Source organism: Paenibacillus lutimineralis, assembly GCF_003991425.1.
GTDB lineage: Bacteria > Bacillota > Bacilli > Paenibacillales > Paenibacillaceae > Fontibacillus > Fontibacillus lutimineralis.
In genome coordinates this window covers 2,265,969-2,289,923 of the sequence record NZ_CP034346.1, presented here as the reverse complement: position 1 = coordinate 2,289,923, position 23,955 = coordinate 2,265,969, and the positions used below count along the sequence as shown (strand labels likewise).

The window sequence follows — 23,955 nt, the reverse complement described above, 5'->3', positions numbered from 1 at the left end:
ATAGAACATAAATAGCCCATTACCCTGCAAATTGGAAATTAAGGAGCTTCCAAATTACGGTGATGGGCTAATTAAATTTTTATAAGCACTACACTACATTAGACTGGCATAGTTTGATTTGACACGATTTTCGACTTGGAATATCGTCAGCTTTTGAATAATATGTTTTAGACTAACTCACCTAAAGAGACGTCCTTGAGACTTGAGACAGAAAATAAAGTGTTAGACTGAGCTTAGCTTCGTCGTGTAGCTGGTGCCCGTCGCCGAGTGTCTATCGTGGAGCCAGCATACTTACCTTTCTTGGTAACGTGCTGCGAACGGTTAAATAATTAAATGCCAAGTATAGTACTTTTCAAATTAGATGTAGTATAACCTGTATTTGGAACAAAAAGCGACTGCCTTCATAAGACATTCGCTTTTTTCTATTCATTAATTTTCCCGAAACTCTTCACATAAGCTCTGTGTTTTTCCTTTGTTTCAGTTGGAATTTTAAACATATTAAGAAAGTCTCTAATACTAATTAAATTCGAACCTGGATATTCTATCTCAAAATCATACATTTTCATTTCATCATTAATTATCTTAGTGCAAACGTCTGTAAGAGGAGGACTAGATAACCTACTTCCGTTTTTTAATATAATCCCTCTTATAGCTTGTTTCATCAAAATTTCAAATTCATTGTGAAAACCTAGAATATACGCTATTGCAATATGACAGCGTAAAATTTTAAACAATTGTCCCTCGCTTTTTAACAGATATTCGTATGATTTCCCATAGTTCCCGTTAGCTAGTTCCATTAATGCTAAGTTAAAATATGACTCAACACGCTTTTCCTTCATTATCCTTGTTTTTCCTGTAGCGAATATTTCACGATGTGCGTTTATCCTAGAAATTGCTTCATTGATTATTCCATTAGTACGGGCATCTGCGCCGAAAGCTAGTACACTGGCCAGAAGCAGATTGATTAAGGCAGTATGTGGCATCTCCATTGATGGGTCATCGTTTATTCGATCCGTTAAGAGAACATACTTTTCCGAATCAAATAAGGGGGATTGTAAGAATCCGTTTGTCTCAGCACTAATTATTATATTATTGTCAATTGAACTGCTCATTTCAGAAGCATAAAGCAGTTCCTTTAATTTAACCTCATCGATTAACTCAAGATTTTTACCTCTACTAAATTCTTCTGCTTGCCTCGTAAAAGAACTTGTAGTAACCAGGATGCCCTTTAATGCATTTTCCGATATAACAGTACCGTATAAATCCCTTAATTCAGGTTCGCCTACTTTCCCTTTCCACCTCTTACATTGAATCAAATATTTACCCTTAAACAATAAACCTTCATAGTTCGCTATAATGTCGATCCCGCCATCGCCACTTGCTTTAGTGATTTGTGCTCTAAATCCAAGTTTAACAAATAGGTTATAGATTAACTTTTCAAACTCCAAACCGCCCATATTCTCAAACAAAGCCATTTTTTCACCCTATTTCTTGTAATAAGCCCTATAGTACTATATAAATATTTTTAAAATCCCATATTCTCTATCATCTTTACCTTTTGTATGGGCTGCGTAGCGCTTAAGGTCTTAAGAAGCAATCTAGTCTACAACTTTATTTTTCCAGTCTAACACTTTCTTTTTCAGTCTAGTACTTTATTTTCTTTTGACAACCAGAACTTGCACCGATAAAGCAAAAAAGCCGCTAAAATAGCGACTTTCAATGGTACCAAGTTTTCGTCCCCCTGACAGCAGTCTGAAGAAAATTCTTAATAATATTCTAAATTTCAACTTCATATTTAATGTTTATTTTCATTCTTTTAACGTGAGTAATACTCATATCCTCGGTGCTTGTGAAATTTAGAATAGCGTAGTTGGTATAATCTTCACCTCTTACCCCTTTATAAGAAATACCGTGATATCCTATTTCCTTGCAACATTCAGAAATATAATTGGTTAAAGCATAATCGGAATTGTAAATCCCATCAGTATTTGAACTTTCTCGAACCAAATCATTAAATTTGTAAAATAACCTATCAATATTGAGCATTATCAATGGTCTTCGGATATAAACGTGAGCAATACAGATATCTTGTTTTGCAGTAGGATTAATTTCATAAGGTATTGAGTCGATATTATCACAACAATACAATACTGAGCTTCCAACAGGATTAAAACGCCCGTGACTCGCCCATGATTGAGGGGGGTTCCACATCTGCTCTATTCCATAATCTGTACTGTTTTTTGGGACAGTTCTACCTCTGAGAACAATGGTGCCGGGTTTTAATACTTCATAATGTTCTTTATCGTAATGTGTTTTTAGTAATTTAAAGATTGTTTGGCCTACGTTATGAAAATAACCAAGCATATGATTAGCCCTTAAATAACTTCCAAACTCTGTTAAATCTTCTATGTTAATTTTCACACCATAATCGGATGCGAAGTCTCGAATTTTTAAATATTTAATAATTTCATAAAATTGCTGAATGTCTGTTTCAGAATAGACAACGTCTTCTCTAAAAAACTTATATTCGGATCTGGTTCTATCTGTTGACGGGTCATATCTATTATAACCAAATCCACAATTCTGACATTTTAACATTAACAATAAGCTTTCTTTCGTTTTAGTTTCAAGTTGATAATATATTAAATTATCCACTGGTTGACCTAATGAGGTGAGATTTTGTATATCGTTATCGCTTAGCTCATACATTCCTTTATATTCAGAATCATCTTTAATTACTTGATCAATAAAAGCTCCTTCACAATTAAAACAATAGTGAATCTTATTCGAAATACTTTCAGACAAAATTCTTATACAAATATCGGAAAAATTATCATCAGATATGTAATATGCATTTTGAGCAATATCTTTTTGACACTTACACTTTAATTCATCATCCTCACTAGCTTGATCGAAATAAGAATCTAAAAAATGTGATTCAGTTTCCATTACTGCTTCTTTTAGTAATCTATTTTTTTGATCTCCCCTAAAGCATGTGTTGCAATTAAGATTTATGTACATACCTTTATTCCCCTTTTTCCAGTCTATAATTAAGCTGCTTTTGAGTCTGTGTTAAGAACCATTACCTAGATAATTCTTTTCCTAATTCTACACCAAATATGTCAAAAACGCTGGCTCCAGTGCAGGGGTTGTAAATGCAATCAAAGGCTGTCAATGGATTCAATACACTTCTAACTTCTTGTCGGAACGAGGGGCGACAACGTCGACCCGATGCGTGAATATGGTGTTATCCGAAGTACTCGACTTCTCGATTAGTCTATTGAATTTTATTTTTTATTAGCTCTAATAACTAACAGAGCTTCCCTCAAATTATCTGCAACATTTCTTCTATTAAGCAATTCATAACTATCTCTATCTAAAAGCAACTCATAATCTAATGCGCCACATAGACTGTTAATTCGCCCGTAACCAGGCGCGATTGGAATAGCATTACTCTTGCCCGGTGCCGCATGTTTGGCCATATTCATTCTATATAATTCAACCAACTTGTAAACAGGTTCTAATTGAACCCAACAATATTCAACTTCATCTCTAAAAAACTGATCATCTCGAAATTTCTCCAATTGTCTCCTTCTAGCATGTAAAGTTAAATTCATATGATCTTCATTATCAGCAAGTGATTTTAGTTTTAATTCAATTCCACCGTTTTTGAACAGTTTAGAAAAATCATACTTTCTGTCTCGCCACAAACGTAGAACTTCATATAATGCAAAAATCCACATTTGAGAGAATGCCCCTACAGTCATCGCTTCAAAAGATGGAGTTCTCTCTTTCTCAATATACGTTTCTAATAGGTTATACTCAAATTGAGTAATATTAGGATCGATAATACCAATATTCATTGCTTGCATTCCAAGAAATATATCATCTCTATAAAACAGGAGAGACCTAAGATCATTAGCTATTATTGAAAAATCAATATCTTCAATTGGCAAATAATCTCCACCATGCCTTATAATTACTTCTTTCATCGTTTAACCTCCTATTAAATCTATGCTCTATCTTGTTTTTTAGATTTCTCAGGTATTTCGGATAACGTCTTTTTCATGAACTTCTCAAATAATTCCATATGTAGGATATTCGCGAAACTTTTGCGCTATCCTGCCCGTTAGCTTAACGCCATTGCTTACTCAATATCAATTATTCAGAGCTTTAAATTGTCTTAGGATATAGGTTCTTTGTTCATTTCGGCTAACGATATAAGTTTTTGTCCTCAGCTCGAGACAAGAGCTTTTATCGTTTAAAAAAATGCCGCGATTTTGCGACTTCTTTAAGCCAAGATCGACAAAATACTTTTATTAAGGGGATTTATAAACAAAAAAACTTCCCTTTTAGAAAAAAACTGTTATTGAAATATCACTTGGGTTGAAGAAGTTAGTATTGTCGGTGTATTGTTAAAACTTTTAGGTATTCATTCATGTCGTAACTATTGAGCTTTGTTAACTCTATTTTAACAAATCGGCAATGAGATTAAGTTCTTGTCTCGAGCAAAATCATGAAACATTACCTTTATCATTAATCACGTAAAAGGAGAACTCGAAAAATAAACTTTAACTGGGTAATTTAACCTTTGAATCACGAACATATATTCGGTATATAATAAATACAGGAACATACTTTCGCATTCCGGAGGAGGGTGTCATTGTGGAGCCCGTTATTATGTTAGCAGATTGTCAATCTTTTTATGCGTCAGTCGAAAAAGCAGCGCACCCAGAATATCGCGATAAGCCACTCATTGTAGCTGGTGACCCGACACGGAGATCTGGAATCGTCCTTGCAGCATGTCCAATTGCTAAGCAATACGGTATAACAACTGCTGAGACATTAGGAGAGGCTCTTGGGAAATGTCCTGATGTAGTAGTTATTCGCCCACATATGCAAACTTATATTGATGTGTCACTCATGATAACGGAAATATTTGAATCCTTTACAGATTTGGTGGAGCCTTTTTCAATTGATGAACAGTTTTTAGACGTGACTGGTTCCCTCTCTTACTTTGGTTCTCCAGAGGAGATTGCGCGCAGAATCCAAGTAAAGGTAATGATGTATACAGGTGTCTGGATTAGAGTAGGTATAAGCTCAACAAAGATCCTTGCTAAAATGGCAACAGATATATGGGCAAAGAAAAACGAAACAGGAATTTTCACGTTACCCAAAAGTGATGTAGAAACCCTGTTGTGGCCGCAGCCAATAAATAAAATGTTCGGTGTTGGCTCACGGATGACCGCACATTTCCAACGGATGGGACTCGCGACGATCGGCGACCTTGGTAGTCTCCCCTTGCCAGAATTCAAGCGCAAGCTGCGGGCGCGGATGGGTCGCAACAGCGATATTCAGGCGGAGTTATTCTGGCAGACAGCGAACGGTATTGATCAGAGCCCAGTCAAGCCAAGCTCGCATGACGTACAGAAGGCCATCGGCCATCAAATGACGCTACCCCGTGATTACAGCAAGCCTCAGGAAATTGATGTCATTCTACTGGAATTAAGCGAGGAAGTTTGCCGACGTAGCCGCGCCAAGGGTTATATGGGCAGCGTCGTCGCAGCAGGGGCACAAGGTACTGATTTCGATCGGCCGACAGGCTTTTTTCACCAGATGGCGGTACCAGATCCGACGAATATTACGATGGAAGTATTCACTGCGGCCAAGACGTTATTTTATACCCATTGGGACCGGCTCCCTGTTCGCAGACTCGGCGTGACATTATCTAAGCTGGTGCCCGATGACCAATATCAGCTTACCCTGTTCGGCAATAGGGAAAAGGAAAGAAAGCTGGAACGCGTCACGGATGCGATCCGCCATAAGTTTGGAACGACCTCGATTCTGCGGGCATCCTCGTTACTTAAGGCAGCCCAGGCACGTGACCGAAGCGTCAAAATAGGAGGACACTACAAATGAGTAAGAAGCTAGAAGGCAACGGTCGCTGGGAATCCAGCCGAATGATGCTCCCTGAACATAGGGAACAATACCTGAGTCGTAGGTATGGACAGCAAGAGAAAGTGAAGACAGAACTGCCGACCAAGGAGGATCTTGAATTAGTTCGAGACTATGTGCTGCTGCCCATGATACTTACGATTGTAGATAAAAACAATACTGAGATTGGGTTTACTTCTTATTCGTTAAAAAGCCTGTATATAAAGGCTTCTCAAGTCTTAATGGCACGAATTCATGCAGATTTAAGCGTGGTAAGAAAGAAAATGAAGGTAAGGAACATAAAAGTGTTTCAAGAAGAGCGCGTGGACAGTGCTGTCCATTATAGGTTTGTCTGCCGAGGGTATGAGGATACGTTTGCTATGATGCGTGATGTTGCAAGAGCTGAAATAAGTGTAAGAATCTCTAGGTATGTGTCAGAGATGTTTAAACCTTAAACAAAGGGTCTGTAGTTCTAAAAGTGGTCTATAATAGACCACTTCATTAAAGAGTCATTTTAGTATTTCTTTGCATCAAATGCAGCTAATACATCTTTAGACAGCCTATAGATAATTTCGATTTCCTTTATGCTTCGATTGTGAAGCAACACTTTCAACGAGTCTAGCATCTTTTCTTTTTCAGAGAGTTGCACTGTTCCTAATACCTCAGCGGGGCTGATTCTTAAAGCATTAATTAACCTCTCGAGGGTCTCCAGTGAAATATTCTTTTCTCCACGCTCCACACTTCCAACATATGACTGGGGCAGTTGCGTCATTTCTCCTAATTGTTCTTGTGTAAGTCCGCGATTCTTCCGAAGAATACGGATTTGCTGCCCAATTTGTTTGATTAATTCTGCCATAAAGACCACCTCTCCTAAAGAGTAGGCAAGTCACACGAATTATTAAATACACTCATAACATATAAAACCATTTGATTTTAGATGTTATAAGAACTATTATGGTTGTGAAATAACATTATAAGGGTGAGAAAAACATCATGAATAATACTCTTCCAAATCAAGTGGTAATTGAGAATGTTCTTTTGAGCAAAATTAGAGGCAAAATTGCTTACCAGGGGAATATATCAGCGTCAACCATACTGAATTTATTTTATGTAAAGCCGTACAATGATCCTTCTGGAAAGGGTTATCAGAGACCGGTAGATCCGAAAAGAAGCCATGATTTCGCTATTTACCTTTCTAAGGGTGAAGATGCACTTTTCACACCAATTCTACTCAATGCAGCTTCCCATTGGGAGTTTGCTTGTTATAATCGTGAGCGTCCATCTTTTGGGCGCCTAATATGTAAAGGGAAGGCTTCTTTGATGGATGGCCAGCATCGTTTAGGTGGCATTCAACGTTATATTCAAGAAACTAACTCTGATTTGAATGTTCCTTTTCTTTCATTTCATTGTCTCGATGAAGATGAGGAAATAAAGCTTTTTGACACGATAAATACAAAGGCCAAGGGGATTGGCCCCTCTTTAAGTAAATATCTCAGAAGAGATTCTGATGAGTTGAGTTGGGTGGCTACACAATTGTTAATTCAAAAGGATAGTCCATTTCATAACAACGGAAGCATTACTGGTAAGCGTAACAAAGGAAGGCATATCACTCTGCAAAATTTGTATCGTACGTTAGGCTTACTGTTTAGGGATCGAAAGTTGAGTGTATTCTCTAAAGAAGAGAAACTTTCCCTTGCCATATTTTATTTCTCACAAGTTAAAGAACTATTTCCTTCTGAATGGATGGATTATAAAGGACAACGATTAACGCATATTGTTTGTCTCGATGCACTATCCATTGCCGGTTCTCAGATGCTTGCGAGCTGCGTACAAGAGTCCCGCAAGCAAGTTGAACTCGCTGCTGCTGGTCGACTTATTAAGCGGTTAAAAGGAATTGAATGGTCTAGTGATGGGCAATTGAAGTATGTAAAGGGAATGAGTGGGTCTAGAACACTTGCATCTGAATTAGTAGAGCAGATGATAGGCTAATTTATAAAGCTTAGAAACTGTACTTAATGGGGTTTGATTTGCGGAGAGAAGTATCAAATGATATGACAATGACGTGCAAATTGGCAACTAATTTGACACGTCATTATTCTATATGAATTTATTTAAAAACGGTGTGGATAAGCACATCCAGTCAATTACTTTATTTTCATCAAACAGCTAAATTGACTCGTATACTTTTCCAAAGTTGATTTTTAATTGTTCTTTAAGTTCTTTATTCTCTGTTTCAAGCTTGGTAATTCTATTTCTAAGTGACACGATAATAACGTCTTTAGAAGCATCGCTCATATGTCTCTTTACTTGCTTAGGTGAGGAAAGGCCGACTTGTTGTTGGCGTAGCACTTCAATTCTATTACGAAGTTTCTCATTTTTGTAAAGAAACGCCTTTGAGACCCCGCATTGTTCTGAAACAGAGTTAAAGTTAATTTTCAATTGGTTCTTTATCATTTTTTTTAGAGCATCGTCCACTCTCTTTTCTACTTCTTCAGACTTGTTTTTTGCATGCATTAGTAAACCAGAATAATTAGGGTTATGATTTGCCATTTTGAAGAACACCTCAGTTTCTCTCAGATTCTGTATATTCACGTGAGCTTTTAGACATTCCCATCATACTACCACTTTTCAGAAGACTTTGAACTAACTCCTTATATCTCTGTAATTTGGGTAGAAGAATCTCGATTGAGCGCTGACGTGATTTCTCTTTGTAGATTAGTAAATCAGACTCCATTTTAATAATTTGTTCCGCATAATAAGACACGAAGGACATGTCAACATGAAAACTTGAACAATTATTTTTAATACATGGAGGTTCCATTGTTTGCTCTAGAAACGAACAGTTTACCTTAGGGCTCTTAATGCAAAAACCATGGTCTAAGCGAACTGAATCTAAGTTATGTCGTATCCATTCAAGTTCCAAGCCTTGTTCAATAGCTTGTTCTTCAAAATCAGCGTCAACAATAATACCCGATGCTTGAAGTCTTACAGCGCCTTTTTGATTAGCACGTTCCCACTCTAGTCTTTTGGTCTTATCAAGAATTTGAGCATATATAATGGTCATTTCTGGGCTTGTATGGGCCATAAGTTTTTGAACGTGAAGCAAGCTCATACCGTTATTAACAAGAGTAACCCCGTATCTATGTCGAAATGCATGATTAGTAAATTTGTATATTTCTCCAGATTCATCTTTGATTTCAAACATTTTTGCTATTTTATTTAAGTGATGCCTAATTGTACTACCAAGATAAGGTTCGCCTTTCTTTGGTCCGGAAACGATAGGAATAAGTAAGGAAGATGGATTTTCATTGAAAGATAATTTTTTTCTACGTATTGCTTTTGCGTTTCAATGATTTGAGCAATTTCTAGTGTGATCGGAACTTTATGAAAGGGATCATCTACCTTGCGTTGATTACCAGTAATCCAATAGCCATCTTCTTTATGTAGTAAACAATCGATTTTTAGCGTCAGTACATCAGAAATTCTGAATCCGGTACATTCCAGTAATAAAATTATTATTACTATGTCTTTAGGTAGAAGGTGTATTTTTGATGTGATTTGGTTCCATATAAAGTCAGGGATATATTTTGTTTTATCTACTTTCGGCCTTTGTTGCTTTGGTTTATCTCCTGGATAAATTAGGTTTTTCAAGTTCGTAAAAGGTGCCTCAATAAATTCGTTTCGTTGAATGTAATCAATAAACACTTCCAGATGGCTAATACAGCGTATAATATGGCCATCTGATATTTTTTGTGTATTCCAATATAGGTTTTTACCTCCCATAGGTGTTTTTTTAATATACTCTAAAAACCCAATTATATCTGAGCGACTCAGTAAATTTAAATTAGTCCAATCAGGATGGCTTAACGAAATAAAAGTAAAAAACAAATGCAACTTAGATACATAGCCTAATGCCGTACCGCATGATACCGATTTTTGGATAACTAAACGTGTATAGATATATTTTTTTATAAGCCCTTTATAAGGTTTTGGGAAAAATGAAAAATCAAAAATAGGAACACCTTGGGTTTTGTTATAATCCAAACCAAGCTTTTTAGCACTCCATCGATCTTTATCTACTTCTAAACGCTGATCATAAAAATCCAAATAAAAGGAGTTTACTCGAGAAAAGAATCCTATATGGTTACTAGCCGAACTACTTCGGATTGTCGGGTATATGGACCTACAATATCTTACAAATACGTCTCTAGGAATCTCGGTAATGGAAGTTATCGTCGGATAGAACTGTTTGATAAATCTTGATATTAAATTGAAAGATTTCCTGTAGTTAAGAATAGTTTTTACGTCATCGAAGGACAGTAGTGAGAGTAGATTCTTTATGTAAAATTTTATTTCATTACGGATGTATGGATTCTGAAATAAAGTAAAGTCAAAATACATGGCTTGTTCATACTGAACATCAATTAAATCGCTAATATTCCAATTATGTGAGTCATAAATACCGATAAGTTCCTGCAGAACTGTTTGGTTATATAACTTTATTTGCTCTTCACTTGAGAAAGGTAAAGCAGCAATTGGATATTGCTCAACTGTACTCATTTACCACTGCTCCGTTCGTTTGCGACATATTCTCTTGAGGATTTGTTCATTCCAAGAAGCGGTTGATTATTAAGAAGTCTCTCTAAGATTTTTTGAAATTTTTCTAGTCTAGGCTTAATAATTTCTATGGATCTATACCTACCCGTATTATTGTAAGTATTGATGTCTGTTTGCATAATGGAAATCTGTTTCTGATAGTAGTCAATAAAAGTTTGGTCTACATGAAAACTTCTACATTTATTTTTAATGCAAGGTGGGTCTAGGGTAGTTTCCAAGTAATCACATTGCTGGCTCGGGACTTTAATACAATAACCATGATCTAAGCGAACGGAATCTAAATTGTGGCGAATCCACTCTAGTTCTAGTCCATTCTCACTAGCTGCTGACTCAATATTTGAAGAAACAATAAATCCGTTGTCATCTAGTTTTATGGCGGTAGAGTTTCTTGCATTTTCCCAAGCATCGCGCAAGGATTTATCATGTAGTTTAGCATAGTGGAGTGTAATTTCAGGACAAGCATGTGCCATTAATTTTTGAATGTGATATATATTCATTCCATTATTGACAAGGTTAACGCCATATCGATGACGAAAGCTATGGCTCTTGAACCAATAAATATTCCCGTTAATATCAGTTATACCGCACTTAAATGCCATATCATTTAATCGTCTTGTTATTGTCGAGTTTAGAGGGGGAATACCTCTTCGCCTACCTGTTAGTACAGGAAATAAATAATTCTGTTTATTCTGTTCAAAAGGCAATGCCTCATTTGTGAAGGTTATTTGTGATTTTATAATATCAGCAATTTCCTTTGAGACAGGGACTTTATGATTTATGTGTTTTGTTTTGCGTTGACGACCTTCTATCCAAAAACCATCTTCTTGTTCCAAAAGACAATTCTGTCTAAGTTGAAGAACATCGCAAATTCTGAATCCTGTAGCTTCAAGAACTAAAATTATCGGTATGGTATCTGATGCCATGGAAGAAATGTTTTCAACGACTTGTTCCCATACATAATCGGGGATATATTGAATAGCTTCTTCATTCCGTCTCTTTTGCCTAGGCACATCTTCAGATAACAAAATAAGAGTGTTTACAAGTTTATCAGGCGCTTCATCAAACCCTATAGTCTGAATGTATTGAAGAAAAGAGTGTGTTGCACTTAGAGTTCGATATATATACTTTTCGGTTGGTTTCTGACCAGCTTTTGCACTGTTACCTCCCATTGGTTGAATGCGAAGATATTCTATATATCGAAGAATATCTGCTCTAGAAAGGTTTTTTAGGTCACACCAATGTGGATAGTTGGTATTGATGAAAGCAAGAAAGGTTCTTAGTATGATCATGTGATAAACCGCTGAAGCCCAAGATAGATCGCCGTGGTCAATTAAACGCAACTTAAAGTAGGATTTCGTGAATTCCTTAAAGTTGCTTGGAATTAAATTGAAGTTAATGTGGTGGGTGCCGCTAGTTATATTAAAATCGAGGCCAAGTTTTCTAACATCCCAGCGATCTAATTCAGTCTCAGGTTTTACATTGAACACACTATATAAATAATTGTAAATACTTCTTGCAGCAGTTAATCCCATACTTTCAGAGGTTCCACTACTTTGCCATCGTGAATTGGATTCTGTAAGATAACGTTTTTTTTCCACGGGTTTTCCAATAGAGATCATATAAACACGGAGTTGCCCAATGAATTCCTCAAGTGGCAGTTCAATTAATGATTTTAAATTTGGATAGTAAATATTGAGAAACTTTCCTAAGGTAATTAGAATAGTCGAGTAGGAACGCCAAAGAGTCTTTGGTGAGAGAGAATTATGTACAAGGTTAGAGTAGAAATAATATTTGACCTCACTCTTTAAACTTTCGCTTCGAAATGTTTCGAATACTAACCACTTATCTTTGGAACCCATCCATTTGTCCTTTAGTAGAGGGCAGTTGAGTGCACTCCAACGGTCTTCTGCGAAATATCCAGTAATAGCCTCGTTAATTATTGAAGCATCGAAGGTTGTAGAGTTTGAATTATTAATAGCAATCGAGACCATAAGATCATCATTCCTTGGATTTATTTTTTTGTTGTGCCCTTAGCCATTCACCACGAATGAGTTCATCAGAAGGGTGAACATAAAGCTGTATGGTAGTTTGGACTTGTGAATGTCCCAATAGTTTTTGAAGAATTGCAGCGTCAATCCCCTGATTATGAAGTTCGGTTGCATAAGTATGTCGAAGCATGTGTGGGGTAAAGTCTAAATTGACTTTCTTTCTTAATCGTTTAACTAGTGAATATACCGCTGAGTATTTTAGGGGGTCACCCTTATATTTTCCACGAAGGTTAATAAATACGAAATTTGAATCTACCTCATCAGAATGAAACGTATATATGTAATCCTGAAATAAATTCATAGTGTTCTCCGTTACATAAACAGTTCGAACACCAGATGGGGTTTTTGAATTCCTAATTGTTATTGTATTTTGACTGATATTAAAATCTTCAATCCACAATGAAAGAGCCTCCGATATACGTAGTCCTCCCTCATAAAGTACATGTATTAATAGCTTATCTCTGAGATTGTTACATGCCTCATTAAGCGCTGAAATTTGTCCATTACTCAACGTTTTAATTGCTCTAGTCGGTTCTTTTATCTTCAGAACGTTCTTATCAATGTTCTTGCCCTTGGTAATATGGTAGAGGAATGGTTTGTAGGATATTCCCAATGGAGAGGATGCTTTTTTACTAGCATCAGGGATATTGGGATTACCTGCATCAATCCTTGATAAATATTCATAGAATCCTACTACGCAAGATACAATTATGTTTATTGTGGATTCTTTTCGCTTAGCGTTAACAGGCTTTATAGACTTAATATCAATAGATTGATATGGGGATCTAAGCCAACTTATAAACTTAATTAGTAATTGAAGATCTGCTGCCTGATAGTCTACTTCTTGTATTTCTAAGAATTCGAAATATAGCTTTAAATGATAACAGTATGATTTTAAAGTGTTTTGACTTTTACCGGTTGCATCTAAGTATTTCAAATAACGAATAACAGGTAGAACCGTTTCATTGATAGAGTTAAGCAGAATATATCTAACTTTTGTATTGTCGGGTGTATCGTTAATGTATACTTCTTGAACACGCATGAGCCGTATCATCCCCAAAGCCATATACTTATTCTTATCATTATAAACGTTGTTAACTATAGAATATAGGGTTGTTTAATTAATCTATATAGATAAAAAATAAGAAGTTCTCTAACATTATATACGTTAAAGACTCCTTATTATAATAGTACATATATGTCCCCCATCATAATGACGCGCTCCTTCTGCTTCATGAGCCATCCCCTTCTTTTGCATCATTGACTTCTGAGAAGCCGCCCGAAGAGACGCTCAGATAACCGCGAATCCTCTGCAGGATCTCCGCTTTGACGAGCCCCCATAGCATAGAAAATTCATAATGGTACCCTCGGCATAAATAGCTTGCCTCGATGCCAAGCACCGTCCGGCGCTCCTTATAGATCTTCATTCCATGCTGCCGTAGCCCCTGCCTAGCCTGGGATAACTCCTCCATAACTGCCTTTTGCAGCGAATCAATTAATTCGCCATATATCTCCGGCAGCTTCAACTCTGCCCGGACTACCGCTGCGCGATCCCGTTCCAGTACATCTAGAACCATCGGCAGCAGAACCGATGCTTTCACGAACCCCGCCTCTTCCGGCGTCTGCCAAGGAATTGGACTCATCGCAGCCCACTTCGCACACTGTAAATCATAAGCTCACCTTCTACAAGAACGTTTGTTCCTATTATATTCATAATACGAACAAATATTCCCCCTGACAACAGGTTATTACTGGTTATTCGGGCAAATGAAAAAAACCGTTCAAGCCCTTAAGCTTGACCGGTTCTGCATGAATTAATTACTTAGAATGGCAATCCTATTTATTAATGGGCGGTCAATACGAGCGGACCGTCCTGAGTCAGTGCCAGAGTATGCTCGTATTGGGCAGAGAGCTTGCCGTCAGCCGTTCTGGCTGTCCATCCATCTTCGTCGATCGTAATCCGAAACGTACCTTGATTAATCATCGGCTCGATCGTAAATACCATGCCCTCTCTTAGACGCACACCTTTCCCGGCCACACCGATATGCTCAAAGTTCGGATCCTCATGCAGGCTGCGCCCAACCCCGTGCGCCAACAAATCGCGTACAACCGAGAAGCCGTTCGATTCGGCATGCTGTTGAATCGCCGATGTTACGTCGCCGAGACGGTTTCCAGGCAGGGCCTTGCTTATCCCGATATCGAGGCATTCCTTCGTCACCTTCATCAACCGCTCCACCTCAGGGCTAATCTGACCGATAGCATAAGTCCAGCAAGAATCGCCAAACCAGCCGTCGTATTCAGCAACGATATCAAGCTTGAGCAGATCCCCTTCCTGTAGTGGCTTTTTGCCAGGGAAGCCATGAGCTACGACATCATTTACTGATGCACAGGTTTCTGCGGGGAAGCCGTTATATCCTTTTGTGAACTGCTTGGCGCCAAGCTTAATAATATGTCTAGCCACGAAATCATTGATCTCCTGAGTCGTAATCCCTGGCTTAATCAGCTTCGCAACCTCGCGATGGCAATCAGCCACAATTTGGCCCGCCGATTTCATTTCTTCAATCTCTCTTGCTGACTTTAAAATAATCATCTTTCTCTTCCACTCCTTCATTTTCGGACATCTGTATGCCCTTTGGCCTTCATACGGCGGATGGTTCCATCCATGGATAGACGGAAATCGAGAGCCTACTTACTGGCCCAAACCGGCGACCATCAGGCCAGTCCGGCACATAGAAAGCTAGAAATTCCCTCCGCTTCGGTGGACAGCATCCCTCGCCGAAGAGGCAGCATAGTGCAGCCGGTCATCGCCGATAACAGCATCCGCGTCTTGTTCTCTGCATCCAGGTCAAACATGCCTAGGGCAGCCCTTGATTCCCCCTGTTCAATTAGATGTGATAGAGGAATCACAATATGTTCCTGGTATGCCTTAATTAGAGGCAAAGCCTGTTCCTCGGGAAGCTGACGGTAATCCTCATTACCAAGCTGGAACACCAAATACGCGGCATGATCCTCCGCCCACGACTTCAAGAGATCTGTAACAAGAGCATGCCAGAGCTTATGTTCTATTTCTTTGGTCCTCGCCACGGTCATGACTCCCGATATTTCCACGGTATATGGAAGTCTCCCACCGGAAGCCGTCCGCGATTCATTAATTAATCGATCGACAGTCACCGCACTCCGCTCCAAAGCTTGCCACAACAAATCATGCATTAAGTCTATTTTATTCTTATAGTAATGATATACCGTTCCATAACCTAAGCCAGCCAAGCGGGCAACATCACGAATTTCCAACAGCATGCCCTTATCCAAATAAACATCAGCCGCCGCATGAATGATTTCGGCAACTCGCCGATTTCGAATTTCTTCATTTTGCGCTTTTGTACGGGGAGTCATGTCGGCCTCCTTTTTTTGACCTACTATCATGTCAATATAAAAATACAGCAATTTCTGTAAAAAGGCAAGGTGCAGGTGTAATATTATGGAGCCCTATATCGCTAATAAAAAGGCCAGCCTGTCACACCAGGCTAACCTCATCTTTTATTTCATGCTGCCCTTACGAATCGCATCCGTCTGCCGGTTAATCCGTTTGCGCAGCAGATTTAATAACCACTTTTTCACAGGGGCTTTGACATTGTTATACTTGGCGAAAAATTCATCAGGATGGTCGAAATACCCTAAATCTTCGGTAATCGAGAAGCTCTGAATATAGGTGCTCTCACCGCGCCAGCATAGATTGATGCCCGCTTTATCTTTAATGGCAATTCCGTAGCCGATATACCCTCCGTTATAGCTGCAGAGTCTATCCTGCACCTGCTTGAGATAAGGATCATCGATAATGACACCCTCCAAAGCTACCCATTTCCCTTCAAACCATACTTCGGTCCACGCATGAACGATATTTGCAGGTGCAAAGGTATAGATGATGCCGGTAAGCGCGCCCTTTTGCATTTTTTTATCGATATAAAAGCCATGAATCCGGCACGGAATTCTGGCGCCCCGCAGCAGCGCCATCAATAGAATGCTTTTGGTATTGCATTGCCCATATCCGTCAGCAAGCACCTCCGAAGCGGGAATGTCATCGCCGCGGTTGTAGCCGAATTTGATCTGATTTCTTACATAATCGTAGATTTGACGAATTTTTTCGTATTCGGTAAGCTCGTTCCATCCCTTCTCCGTTATGAGTTGCCTAATCGATGGATGGGTATAGTCTACTAAAGCTGTAGCTTGCAAGAATGCTTCCATGGTCATCCCCCCTTTTTGCTTATTAGAGGTTGTTCAAAAAGTCCCCCTCTGATCACGAAGTGAATCAAGAAGTAACCGGGCATCGAATCTTGAATTCACCCGGGCCTTCCGGTGCTCTCGTACCCAAAACGTACGCTCCGCTCCTCAGGCCCTAGCTTCATCCCACCTTCTCGGTGTTGAAAGTCTGACTTTTTGAACACGCACTATTAGTATAAGGGAGTGAAGATCATTACACTTTCAAAAATCTGCTATTCTGCACGATGGAGCGAGCAGTCATACCCAGCTTATCCCTAACCGTCTTGGAGAAATGGGAGGAACTGCTGAAGCCAGCCTCAACCGCAGCCTCTGTCATCGATACCCCACTGAAAATCGCCTGGAATGCCGTTCTTAATTTATGATGTACAATGTAGCTTGCCAGTGATATACCTACCTTTTGTTTGAAAATATGAGATAATCGGCTCTCGGAAATATACATATGCTGGCTGAGCGCTCTAACCGTCAGATCATGGGACGGAAACATCTCGATGGCGAGCAATACGTCACCAATGCGGTCATCCGGGTCTGACTCAAATTCATGATCCTGTTCCTGCAGCCGTAAAATTTGCATAAACCTTCTTACGCTCTGGTTGTAATCATCCTGGCTAGTTATCGAATACAATTGCTTAGTAGCAAGCTGCCGCAGTTGGTCAACCTGATCTTGTCCTAATACACAGACATTTGAATCCTGCAAATATGCCCGTTTCACTAACTCTCCCAAGGTTGATTCAGGATTGATCAGCATGTACCATTGCCATTGCTGATGCCCCTGCAATTGATGAATCACACTGGATTGAAGAAAGAGTCCCGAAGCTTGTATCGGCTGTCCTTCCACCGTAATAGACACTGGCTGTTCAAGTCCTACTGTGAACTGTATGTAATGATGGCTGTGATCGTCGGCATCTACCTTGTTCGTGAGAAAAGAGATATGATCCCGACTAAAATATAATATGAGCTCGTAGGGGAAACCAAACACATGCAATTCCAGCTTCTCCTTCCCGTCCATTACGGTAGAGTAATATGTAAACATTCATTGGTTCGAATTATACCGATCGGCATCTATGAAGTAAAGAAGGAACCTACGTACCTCATAACAAAAAAAGTGAAGGCCCTTAATACAAGAACCCTCACTTCTTGGTTTTACCGCTATCGAAACATTCCCCACAGCTTAATCAGGTGAAATGTATTACGTGGATCGATTTTCTGGGCAACTACAAATGAGACAATCTGCTCTTCCTGTACGCTCGTCAATCGCTCATTCAGAATCCCTGCTGCTGACTTGACAAGCCGGCGTACCTTCACACGATCCTGCAAATCGGATTTTGTTAAACCGTCCACCAAATTCTTGATTCGATCCTTCGTGGCCGGATTCTTCATTTTAAGCTTTATCCGCTCTACTAACTGCGGACTAATGCCAAACTGTTGGTAACTCAAACGCTCATTGCACCTCCCTCATTACACCTACCTTCTAGATATATGACAAGAGGCCTGTACATAGTGTCTTAAAAATGAAATTAGAGGCGCGAGCATTCGTCTGAGGATATTGATGTCTTTATAATTGATATTGCGATACGCAAAGATGGCCACTGTTGGGTGCCTTACGCATCGTTATCTCTGTTTTCCAAAACCTTCTCCATATTATTAGTCGCCCATTCCATCATTAAAAGGATAATCGGACGTAGTGACTCGCCAAGTTCTGTTAACGAATATTCTACTTTAGGGGGTACCTCACGATAAACCTTCCGATTTATGAGACCATCTGCTTCAAGTTCTCTAAGTTGAAGTGTTAACATTCTTTGGGTGATATTGGGTTTTAATCTTTTTAATTCATTAAATCGTTTCTTACCATCTAATAAATGATAAAGAATAACGCCCTTCCATTTTCCACCGATTACCTCGACGGTAGCTTCTAATGAGCAAGAATATTTATTTAAAAATGAATAATTTGTATTATTTCCATTTGAACTGCTCATAAAAAGACTCTCCCTTAACAATAGTATACTTTTTGATACTATATCACAAAAATGTGCGTACTTGTTCTGATGTTATTTAAAAAATATAATTTGGGTACATCATCATTTAATAAAAAGAATAGAGGAGCTTTTATGACTAATACAATACAAAATACAAAACAAAATATTATGGAGGCTTTTAACTTTAGACACGCGTGTAAAGAGTTTGATCCAATGAAGAAAATTTCTGAAGATGATTTCAATTTTATTTTAGAAACAGGGAGATTATCTCCTTCTTCCTTTGGATATGAGCCTTGGAAATTTATTGTGGTACAAAATAAAGAGTTAAGAGAAAAACTATTACCCTATTCATGGGGAGCACAAGGACAGCTTTCAACAGCAAGTCATTTTGTCATTATTCTTTCAAGAAATATCAAAGATATGCACTATGATACAGCGTATATTCAACACATGATGAAAGATATTATTGGATTACCTGAAGAAGCTCAACAGATCAGATATGAATTCTTCAAAACATTTCAAAAATCGGATTTTAACTTGTTAGACTCCGAACGGGCCGTATTTGATTGGGCATCAAAGCAATCTTATATTGCTTTAGGTAATATGATGACGAGTGCTGCTCAAATTGGGATTGATTCTTGTCCGATGGAAGGATTCGATAAAGAAAAAGTAGACTCACTGCTTCGTGAAGAAGGAATTGTAAAAGATGATCATCTTGAAGTATCCGTTATGGTTGCATTTGGATATCGTAAAGGAGAACCACAGTTTAAAAAAACAAGACAAACTATGGATACGATTGTTGAATGGATTTAATCATATAAGTTTACCTCTATATAAGGAAAAAACGCTATTCTTTCCGTAGAATCATAGGAAAGGATGGCGTTTTTGTATGAATCTATCAATTCAAGATAAGTTTCATTTGTTCGCTGAAGAACTACAGCGATATCTATCTCCACATATACTTCAACAGCTTGAGCAAGAGACAGGTTTTGTAAAACATAAAAGCAAGTATGGGACCAAGGCTTTCACGGGTGTAGTCACAGTTATAATGTCACCATAAACACATGCGCCCCCCCTTTCACCGGATCTCTTTCGGATCTGTTTAAAAGAATGGAGGCCAATGTTATCAATCGCATGCACAAATCGTCACTCGCCTATAGGCTTCTGCATACGATGGAGAAAATGAATGAGTCTAAAATGGAGGTCATGACCATGAGCTTGCAACAACAGGGGCAACAAGAACAAACACTGTATCGAATGGATCCAACTACTATGCATAACTTAAGATCCATTCAAGATCACATAGAAAATATATGTAAAAACCATATTGACAAACTTGTTCTAGTGAAAACAGTGGATGGCGATGTTTTTGAAGGGTTACTTATCCACTGCGAAAGGGGAATTTTATACTTAAGACTTCCAAGCCATGGGACTTGTCGCGGCTTTGTTCCTGGTTTCCACAACGATTTCGTTTTACCCCTAGTGCTGTTCAATTTACTCGCCATTTCATTAATATAGGCCTGATCAAGCCTAATCCTCTAATTAAGGAGTGAAGTCTTATGGCATTTATACCGCCTCAAGGACCACAAGGAACACAGCAGCCACCATCCTCCCCTCCTCCACAATTCACACCACCGCAACCCGCTGCTACAGCGTTCGCCATCGACCCCGGAGCTATTTCTGGTTGTTTATTCCGCAACACATTTGTGTGGTTGAGAAATGGCAACTCGTTCTGGTTCTTCCCAACCTTTGTAGGACGTACATCTGTTGCAGGTTTTAGATGGACCGGTCAAAGATGGGTGTTTACTGGGGTCGATCTAAGAAGCATTGTGTCATTTACATGTTTTTAGAGAAGATATTTATGCCCAGTACCAGAATGCCCGATCGTACCGCCTATTCGATGGACCTTTGGTGTAGTTGCAAGCCGGTATCTCGCACTTGCCTTTACAATCCATCCAATAATAAAGTGAACTCCTAATTATATTTTGATTAAAGGAACTTAAAAACCCGATCTCATACGATCGGGTTTTTAATGATGGAGGTAAACCAATGCACCTTGAAAAGACTCCGATACCCAATGAAAAGGAGTCGGCGCCCCCTTGGCGTAGCCCATTAATCGATCACTTCACCCTGCAGAACCTGTTCCCGCTGCAGATAGCCGCGCAGCGGCTCGAACTCGGGCGACGTCCAGAAGGACGCGTCCGCCACCAGCCGGGCGGCGTCATCGCGCGCCGCCTCGAGCACCGCGAAATCGCTGACCATGTCCGCGATTCGGAATTCCGGCACGCCGCTCTGCTTCGTGCCGAAGAAATCCCCGGGACCGCGTAGCTCCAGGTCCCGGCGCGCCACTTCGAAGCCGTCGTCCGTATCGGTCAGGACCTTCATTCGTTCCTGACCTACCTCCGTCTTCGGATCGGCGATGAGCACGCAGTAAGACGCGTGCTCCCCCCGCCCTACACGGCCGCGCAGCTGATGCAGCTGCGACAAGCCGAAGCGGTCGGCGTCCATGATGATCATCAGCGTAGCATTAGGCACATCTACGCCGACCTCTACAACCGTGGTCGACACGAGTAGTTGCACCTCGTTCGCATAGAAGGCCCGCATGACCTCGTCCTTCTCGCCTGGGGTCATTCTCCCATGCAGCAGTCCGACCCGGAAATCCGGGAACGCCTGCTGCATCGACACATACAGATCAATCGCATTCTGAACGTCCAGCTTCTCCGATTCCTCAATCAGCGGAGTTATTAAGTAAGCTTGTCTACCCTGCGATATTTCACGGGAAATAAATCCGAGCACGCGATCCATCATGTCATGCTTCACCCAATAGGTTGAAATCGGCTTCCGGCCCTTCGGCCGCTCTGACAGCGTAGAGACATCCATATCTCCGAAAGCGGTAATCGCCAGCGTCCGCGGTATCGGAGTAGCGGTCATCGTCAGTACATCGGGGTTGAATCCCTTCCGCCGTAAAACACTGCGCTGATTCACCCCGAAGCGGTGTTGCTCATCCGTAACGACCAAGCTCAGCGAACGGAAGAATACATCCTCCTGAATCAAAGCATGAGTACCGATAATGACATCCGTCAGCCCCATCTGCAAGGAAGCGAGCAAATCTTTGCGCTTGCGGCCCGTTACACTCCCCGTAAGCAGTCCTACAGAGATACCAAAGGGCTCGAACATCTTCGCAAGCGAACGGGCATGCTGCTCCGCCAAAATTTCCGTAGGCACCATAAAAGCTCCCTGATGTCCCGACTTCACCGCGGCAAACAGCGCAATCGCAGCAATGACCGTCTTCCCGGAACCAACATCGCCTTGCAACAAGCGGTTCATACAATAAGGAGAGCGCATATCCCGCAGGATCTCCAGCTCCACTTGCTTCTGTGCATCCGTCAGCTCGAACGGAAGGCTACGCACGAATTCCCGAATTATCGAGTTCTCGACGATATGAGCAACGCCGTCCATCCGCTCATGGTTAATCGCACGATAAGCCTGCAGCTTAAGCTGGAATAAGAACAACTCCTCATAGACCATACGGCGGCGAGCCAGCTGTCCTTCGGCCTGATCCTGCGGCAGATGGATCCGCTGAATCGCCCGTTTTCTCGACATGAGATCATATTGCTTCAGCAGCCCCTCAGGCAGAATTTCAGGAATCAGCTCCCCATACTGCTGCATCGCCTGTTGAATCGTCTTGCGTATCCAGCTCTGTGTAATTTTCCCGCCAATCGAATACACCGGCTGGACGGTGCCGCTCCGCTGCACGCCTTTATCCGGGAACTCCGAATCCGATACTGTAAGCTGATTACGCTTCAGATCCCATTTCCCGGTTAATATGATCTCTCTTCCCGCAACCAATTGATCACGAAGGAAGTGGCGGTTGAACCATGTCGAAGTGAACATCCAATCCTCGGCCACCATTTTACAGGTCATTCTTGATTTACGCCCATAACGCTGCAGAACCGGAACTCCCATAATTTTCGCCTGAACTGTAATTTTGTCGCCATCCTTAACCTCTGTCAAGGATTTAAGCCGATAATCTTCGTAACGAAACGGATAATATTCAATTAGATCATTTACCGTAAAGATGCCAAAGGCGTGAAGCTCTCCTGCTTTGAGAGCACTCACGCCGCTGACTTGCCTTACGGGGATTTCATGCAAATTCATTGTACAAATCCCTCGCTTTAATACACGCCCCAAAAGTCGGACTTTTGGAACAACCTCTTTAGGCCGGCCACACGAAGATGGCTATCGTACCAGGACCCACATGAGTGCCTACGACAGAACCGATGCTGTTACGGACGATCTCATGCAGGGTAAAATGCTCTGATAACAATTGAATAATCTCTTCCGCTCCTTCAGGATTCACACAATCACACACAGCGACGTTCAAATCCTTGTGATTCGGAAAATCATTCTTGAATAGCTCAATAACACGGGATACCGCCTTCTTGCGGCCTCTAACCTTATCTACCGAATAGATAATGCCTTCATGGTCTACAGAAAGAATCGGCTTGATATTCAACAATGTGCCAAGAATGGCTGCCGCTTTGCCGATACGACCACCCTTCTGCAAGTATTCCAGTGTATCAACCAGAAAATAAAGCCTGCGCTCTTGTCCGAGACGCCCTAACTCCGTGCAAATCTGCTCAACGGAAGCTCCTTGCTTCGCCAATCTTGCCGCATGAACGACCATCATGCCAAAGCCATAGCTAGCGCTGAGCGAGTCAATCGCGGTAATATTTACCGGCTCCGTCGAATCTTCCTCGATCATCGACTTGGCCAGCTGAGCGGATTGATACGTGCCGCTCATGCCCGAAGAAAGATGTATCGAGACAATAGGAGAACCAGGGTACTGCTTCATTAGATTCTGATAAACCTCGACATACTGAGCCGGCGAGGTCTGCGAAGTCGTCGGCAAATCCTTAGACTTCGCCAGCCTGTCATAGAACTCTTCTACCGTGATGTCGATTCCTTCCAAGTAAGACTCATCCCCGAAGGCAAGCCGCATCGGTACAATATGAATACCGTATTCCGCAACCAACGCTGCAGGAACATCACCCGTACTGTCTGCTACAATGACGATCTGACTCATAGGTATTTTCACCCTTTCA

General features: G+C 40.5%; 23 protein-coding genes. 5 read left to right on the top strand and 18 right to left on the bottom strand.

Annotated features, from left to right (window positions below; translation table 11 throughout):
• Positions 1-422: 422 nt before the first annotated feature.
• The 3 genes from EI981_RS09520 to EI981_RS09510 all read right to left on the bottom strand — a co-directional run bounded on the left by EI981_RS09520 (position 423) and on the right by EI981_RS09510 (position 3,992).
• A complete protein-coding gene (locus EI981_RS09520; protein WP_126997544.1) occupies positions 423-1,475 on the bottom strand; it encodes a restriction endonuclease in 1,053 nt (350 codons plus the stop codon).
• 301 nt (positions 1,476-1,776) lie between these two features.
• A complete protein-coding gene (locus EI981_RS09515; RefSeq protein ID WP_126997542.1) occupies positions 1,777-3,021 on the bottom strand; it encodes an RES domain-containing protein in 1,245 nt (414 codons plus the stop codon).
• A 266-nt stretch (positions 3,022-3,287) separates the two neighbouring features.
• Positions 3,288-3,992, bottom strand: coding sequence for a hypothetical protein (locus EI981_RS09510; RefSeq protein WP_126997540.1), 705 nt, complete (start codon positions 3,990-3,992; stop codon positions 3,288-3,290).
• A 673-nt stretch (positions 3,993-4,665) separates the two neighbouring features.
• Between EI981_RS09510 and EI981_RS09505 the strand changes: the two genes are divergently transcribed.
• The gene (locus EI981_RS09505; RefSeq protein WP_227011778.1) at positions 4,666-5,919 is read left to right on the top strand and encodes a DNA polymerase IV; all 1,254 of its coding nucleotides are present in this window, start codon (positions 4,666-4,668) and stop codon (positions 5,917-5,919) included.
• Complete coding sequence (locus EI981_RS09500; RefSeq protein ID WP_126997538.1) at positions 5,916-6,389, top strand: YhjD family protein; 474 nt, start codon at positions 5,916-5,918, stop codon at positions 6,387-6,389. The genes EI981_RS09505 and EI981_RS09500 overlap by 4 nt, the downstream gene beginning before the upstream one ends.
• Positions 6,390-6,448: 59 nt before the next feature.
• Here EI981_RS09500 and EI981_RS09495 read toward each other — a convergent pair whose 3' ends face one another.
• A complete protein-coding gene (locus EI981_RS09495; protein ID WP_126997536.1) occupies positions 6,449-6,790 on the bottom strand; it encodes a helix-turn-helix domain-containing protein in 342 nt (113 codons plus the stop codon).
• A 137-nt stretch (positions 6,791-6,927) separates the two neighbouring features.
• Here EI981_RS09495 and EI981_RS09490 point away from each other — a divergent pair, with 137 nt between their 5' ends.
• Entirely contained in the window at positions 6,928-7,923 is a 996-nt protein-coding gene (locus EI981_RS09490; RefSeq protein ID WP_126997534.1) for a DGQHR domain-containing protein, read from the top strand.
• Between the two features lie 177 nt (positions 7,924-8,100).
• Here EI981_RS09490 and EI981_RS09485 read toward each other — a convergent pair whose 3' ends face one another.
• From EI981_RS09485 to EI981_RS09430, 12 genes are all read right to left on the bottom strand, one after another.
• Complete coding sequence (locus EI981_RS09485; RefSeq protein WP_126997532.1) at positions 8,101-8,484, bottom strand: DUF6262 family protein; 384 nt, start codon at positions 8,482-8,484, stop codon at positions 8,101-8,103.
• Positions 8,485-8,497: 13 nt separating this feature from the next.
• Positions 8,498-9,214 carry a tyrosine-type recombinase/integrase gene (locus EI981_RS09480; RefSeq protein WP_237172661.1) on the bottom strand — a complete coding sequence of 239 codons (717 nt, stop codon included), beginning with the start codon at positions 9,212-9,214 and terminating at the stop codon, positions 8,498-8,500.
• Positions 9,154-10,494: a site-specific integrase gene (locus EI981_RS09475; protein WP_126997528.1), complete on the bottom strand. Its 1,341-nt coding sequence runs from the start codon at positions 10,492-10,494 to the stop codon at positions 9,154-9,156. Before EI981_RS09475 ends, EI981_RS09480 begins: the two co-directional genes overlap by 61 nt.
• Positions 10,491-12,542, bottom strand: a complete 2,052-nt coding sequence (locus EI981_RS09470; protein WP_126997526.1) for a tyrosine-type recombinase/integrase — start codon at positions 12,540-12,542, stop codon at positions 10,491-10,493. Before EI981_RS09470 ends, EI981_RS09475 begins: the two co-directional genes overlap by 4 nt.
• 7 nt (positions 12,543-12,549) lie before the next feature.
• The gene (locus EI981_RS09465) at positions 12,550-13,641 is read right to left on the bottom strand and encodes a tyrosine-type recombinase/integrase (RefSeq protein WP_126997524.1); all 1,092 of its coding nucleotides are present in this window, start codon (positions 13,639-13,641) and stop codon (positions 12,550-12,552) included.
• Between the two features lie 190 nt (positions 13,642-13,831).
• Entirely contained in the window at positions 13,832-14,242 is a 411-nt protein-coding gene (locus EI981_RS09460; protein ID WP_126997522.1) for a YhjD family protein, read from the bottom strand.
• A 200-nt stretch (positions 14,243-14,442) separates the two neighbouring features.
• Positions 14,443-15,189: a type I methionyl aminopeptidase gene (gene map, locus EI981_RS09455; protein WP_126997520.1), complete on the bottom strand. Its 747-nt coding sequence runs from the start codon at positions 15,187-15,189 to the stop codon at positions 14,443-14,445.
• 122 nt (positions 15,190-15,311) lie between these two features.
• Complete coding sequence (locus tag EI981_RS09450; protein ID WP_126997518.1) at positions 15,312-15,992, bottom strand: TetR/AcrR family transcriptional regulator; 681 nt, start codon at positions 15,990-15,992, stop codon at positions 15,312-15,314.
• Positions 15,993-16,136: 144 nt separating this feature from the next.
• On the bottom strand, positions 16,137-16,841 hold the full coding sequence (locus EI981_RS09445; RefSeq protein WP_126997516.1) for a transglutaminase-like domain-containing protein: 705 nt from the start codon (positions 16,839-16,841) through the stop codon (positions 16,137-16,139).
• A 229-nt stretch (positions 16,842-17,070) separates the two neighbouring features.
• Positions 17,071-17,907, bottom strand: a complete 837-nt coding sequence (locus tag EI981_RS09440; RefSeq protein WP_227011777.1) for an AraC family transcriptional regulator — start codon at positions 17,905-17,907, stop codon at positions 17,071-17,073.
• A gap of 116 nt (positions 17,908-18,023) precedes the next feature.
• On the bottom strand, positions 18,024-18,311 hold the full coding sequence (locus EI981_RS09435) for a stage VI sporulation protein F (RefSeq protein ID WP_068781899.1): 288 nt from the start codon (positions 18,309-18,311) through the stop codon (positions 18,024-18,026).
• Positions 18,312-18,475: 164 nt separating this feature from the next.
• Positions 18,476-18,850, bottom strand: a complete 375-nt coding sequence (locus EI981_RS09430) for a winged helix-turn-helix transcriptional regulator (protein ID WP_126997514.1) — start codon at positions 18,848-18,850, stop codon at positions 18,476-18,478.
• Between the two features lie 132 nt (positions 18,851-18,982).
• Between EI981_RS09430 and EI981_RS09425 the strand changes: the two genes are divergently transcribed.
• Both EI981_RS09425 and EI981_RS09420 read left to right on the top strand, forming a co-directional pair.
• The gene (locus tag EI981_RS09425) at positions 18,983-19,663 is read left to right on the top strand and encodes an NAD(P)H-dependent oxidoreductase (protein ID WP_126997511.1); all 681 of its coding nucleotides are present in this window, start codon (positions 18,983-18,985) and stop codon (positions 19,661-19,663) included.
• A gap of 399 nt (positions 19,664-20,062) precedes the next feature.
• Positions 20,063-20,368, top strand: a complete 306-nt coding sequence (locus EI981_RS09420; protein WP_126997509.1) for a hypothetical protein — start codon at positions 20,063-20,065, stop codon at positions 20,366-20,368.
• 594 nt (positions 20,369-20,962) lie between these two features.
• Here the strand turns inward: EI981_RS09420 and recG are convergent.
• The gene (gene recG / locus EI981_RS09410) at positions 20,963-23,008 is read right to left on the bottom strand and encodes an ATP-dependent DNA helicase RecG (RefSeq protein WP_126997505.1); all 2,046 of its coding nucleotides are present in this window, start codon (positions 23,006-23,008) and stop codon (positions 20,963-20,965) included.
• A 58-nt stretch (positions 23,009-23,066) separates the two neighbouring features.
• A complete protein-coding gene (locus tag EI981_RS09405; RefSeq protein ID WP_126997503.1) occupies positions 23,067-23,936 on the bottom strand; it encodes a DegV family protein in 870 nt (289 codons plus the stop codon).
• Between the last annotated feature and the right edge of the window lie 19 nt (positions 23,937-23,955).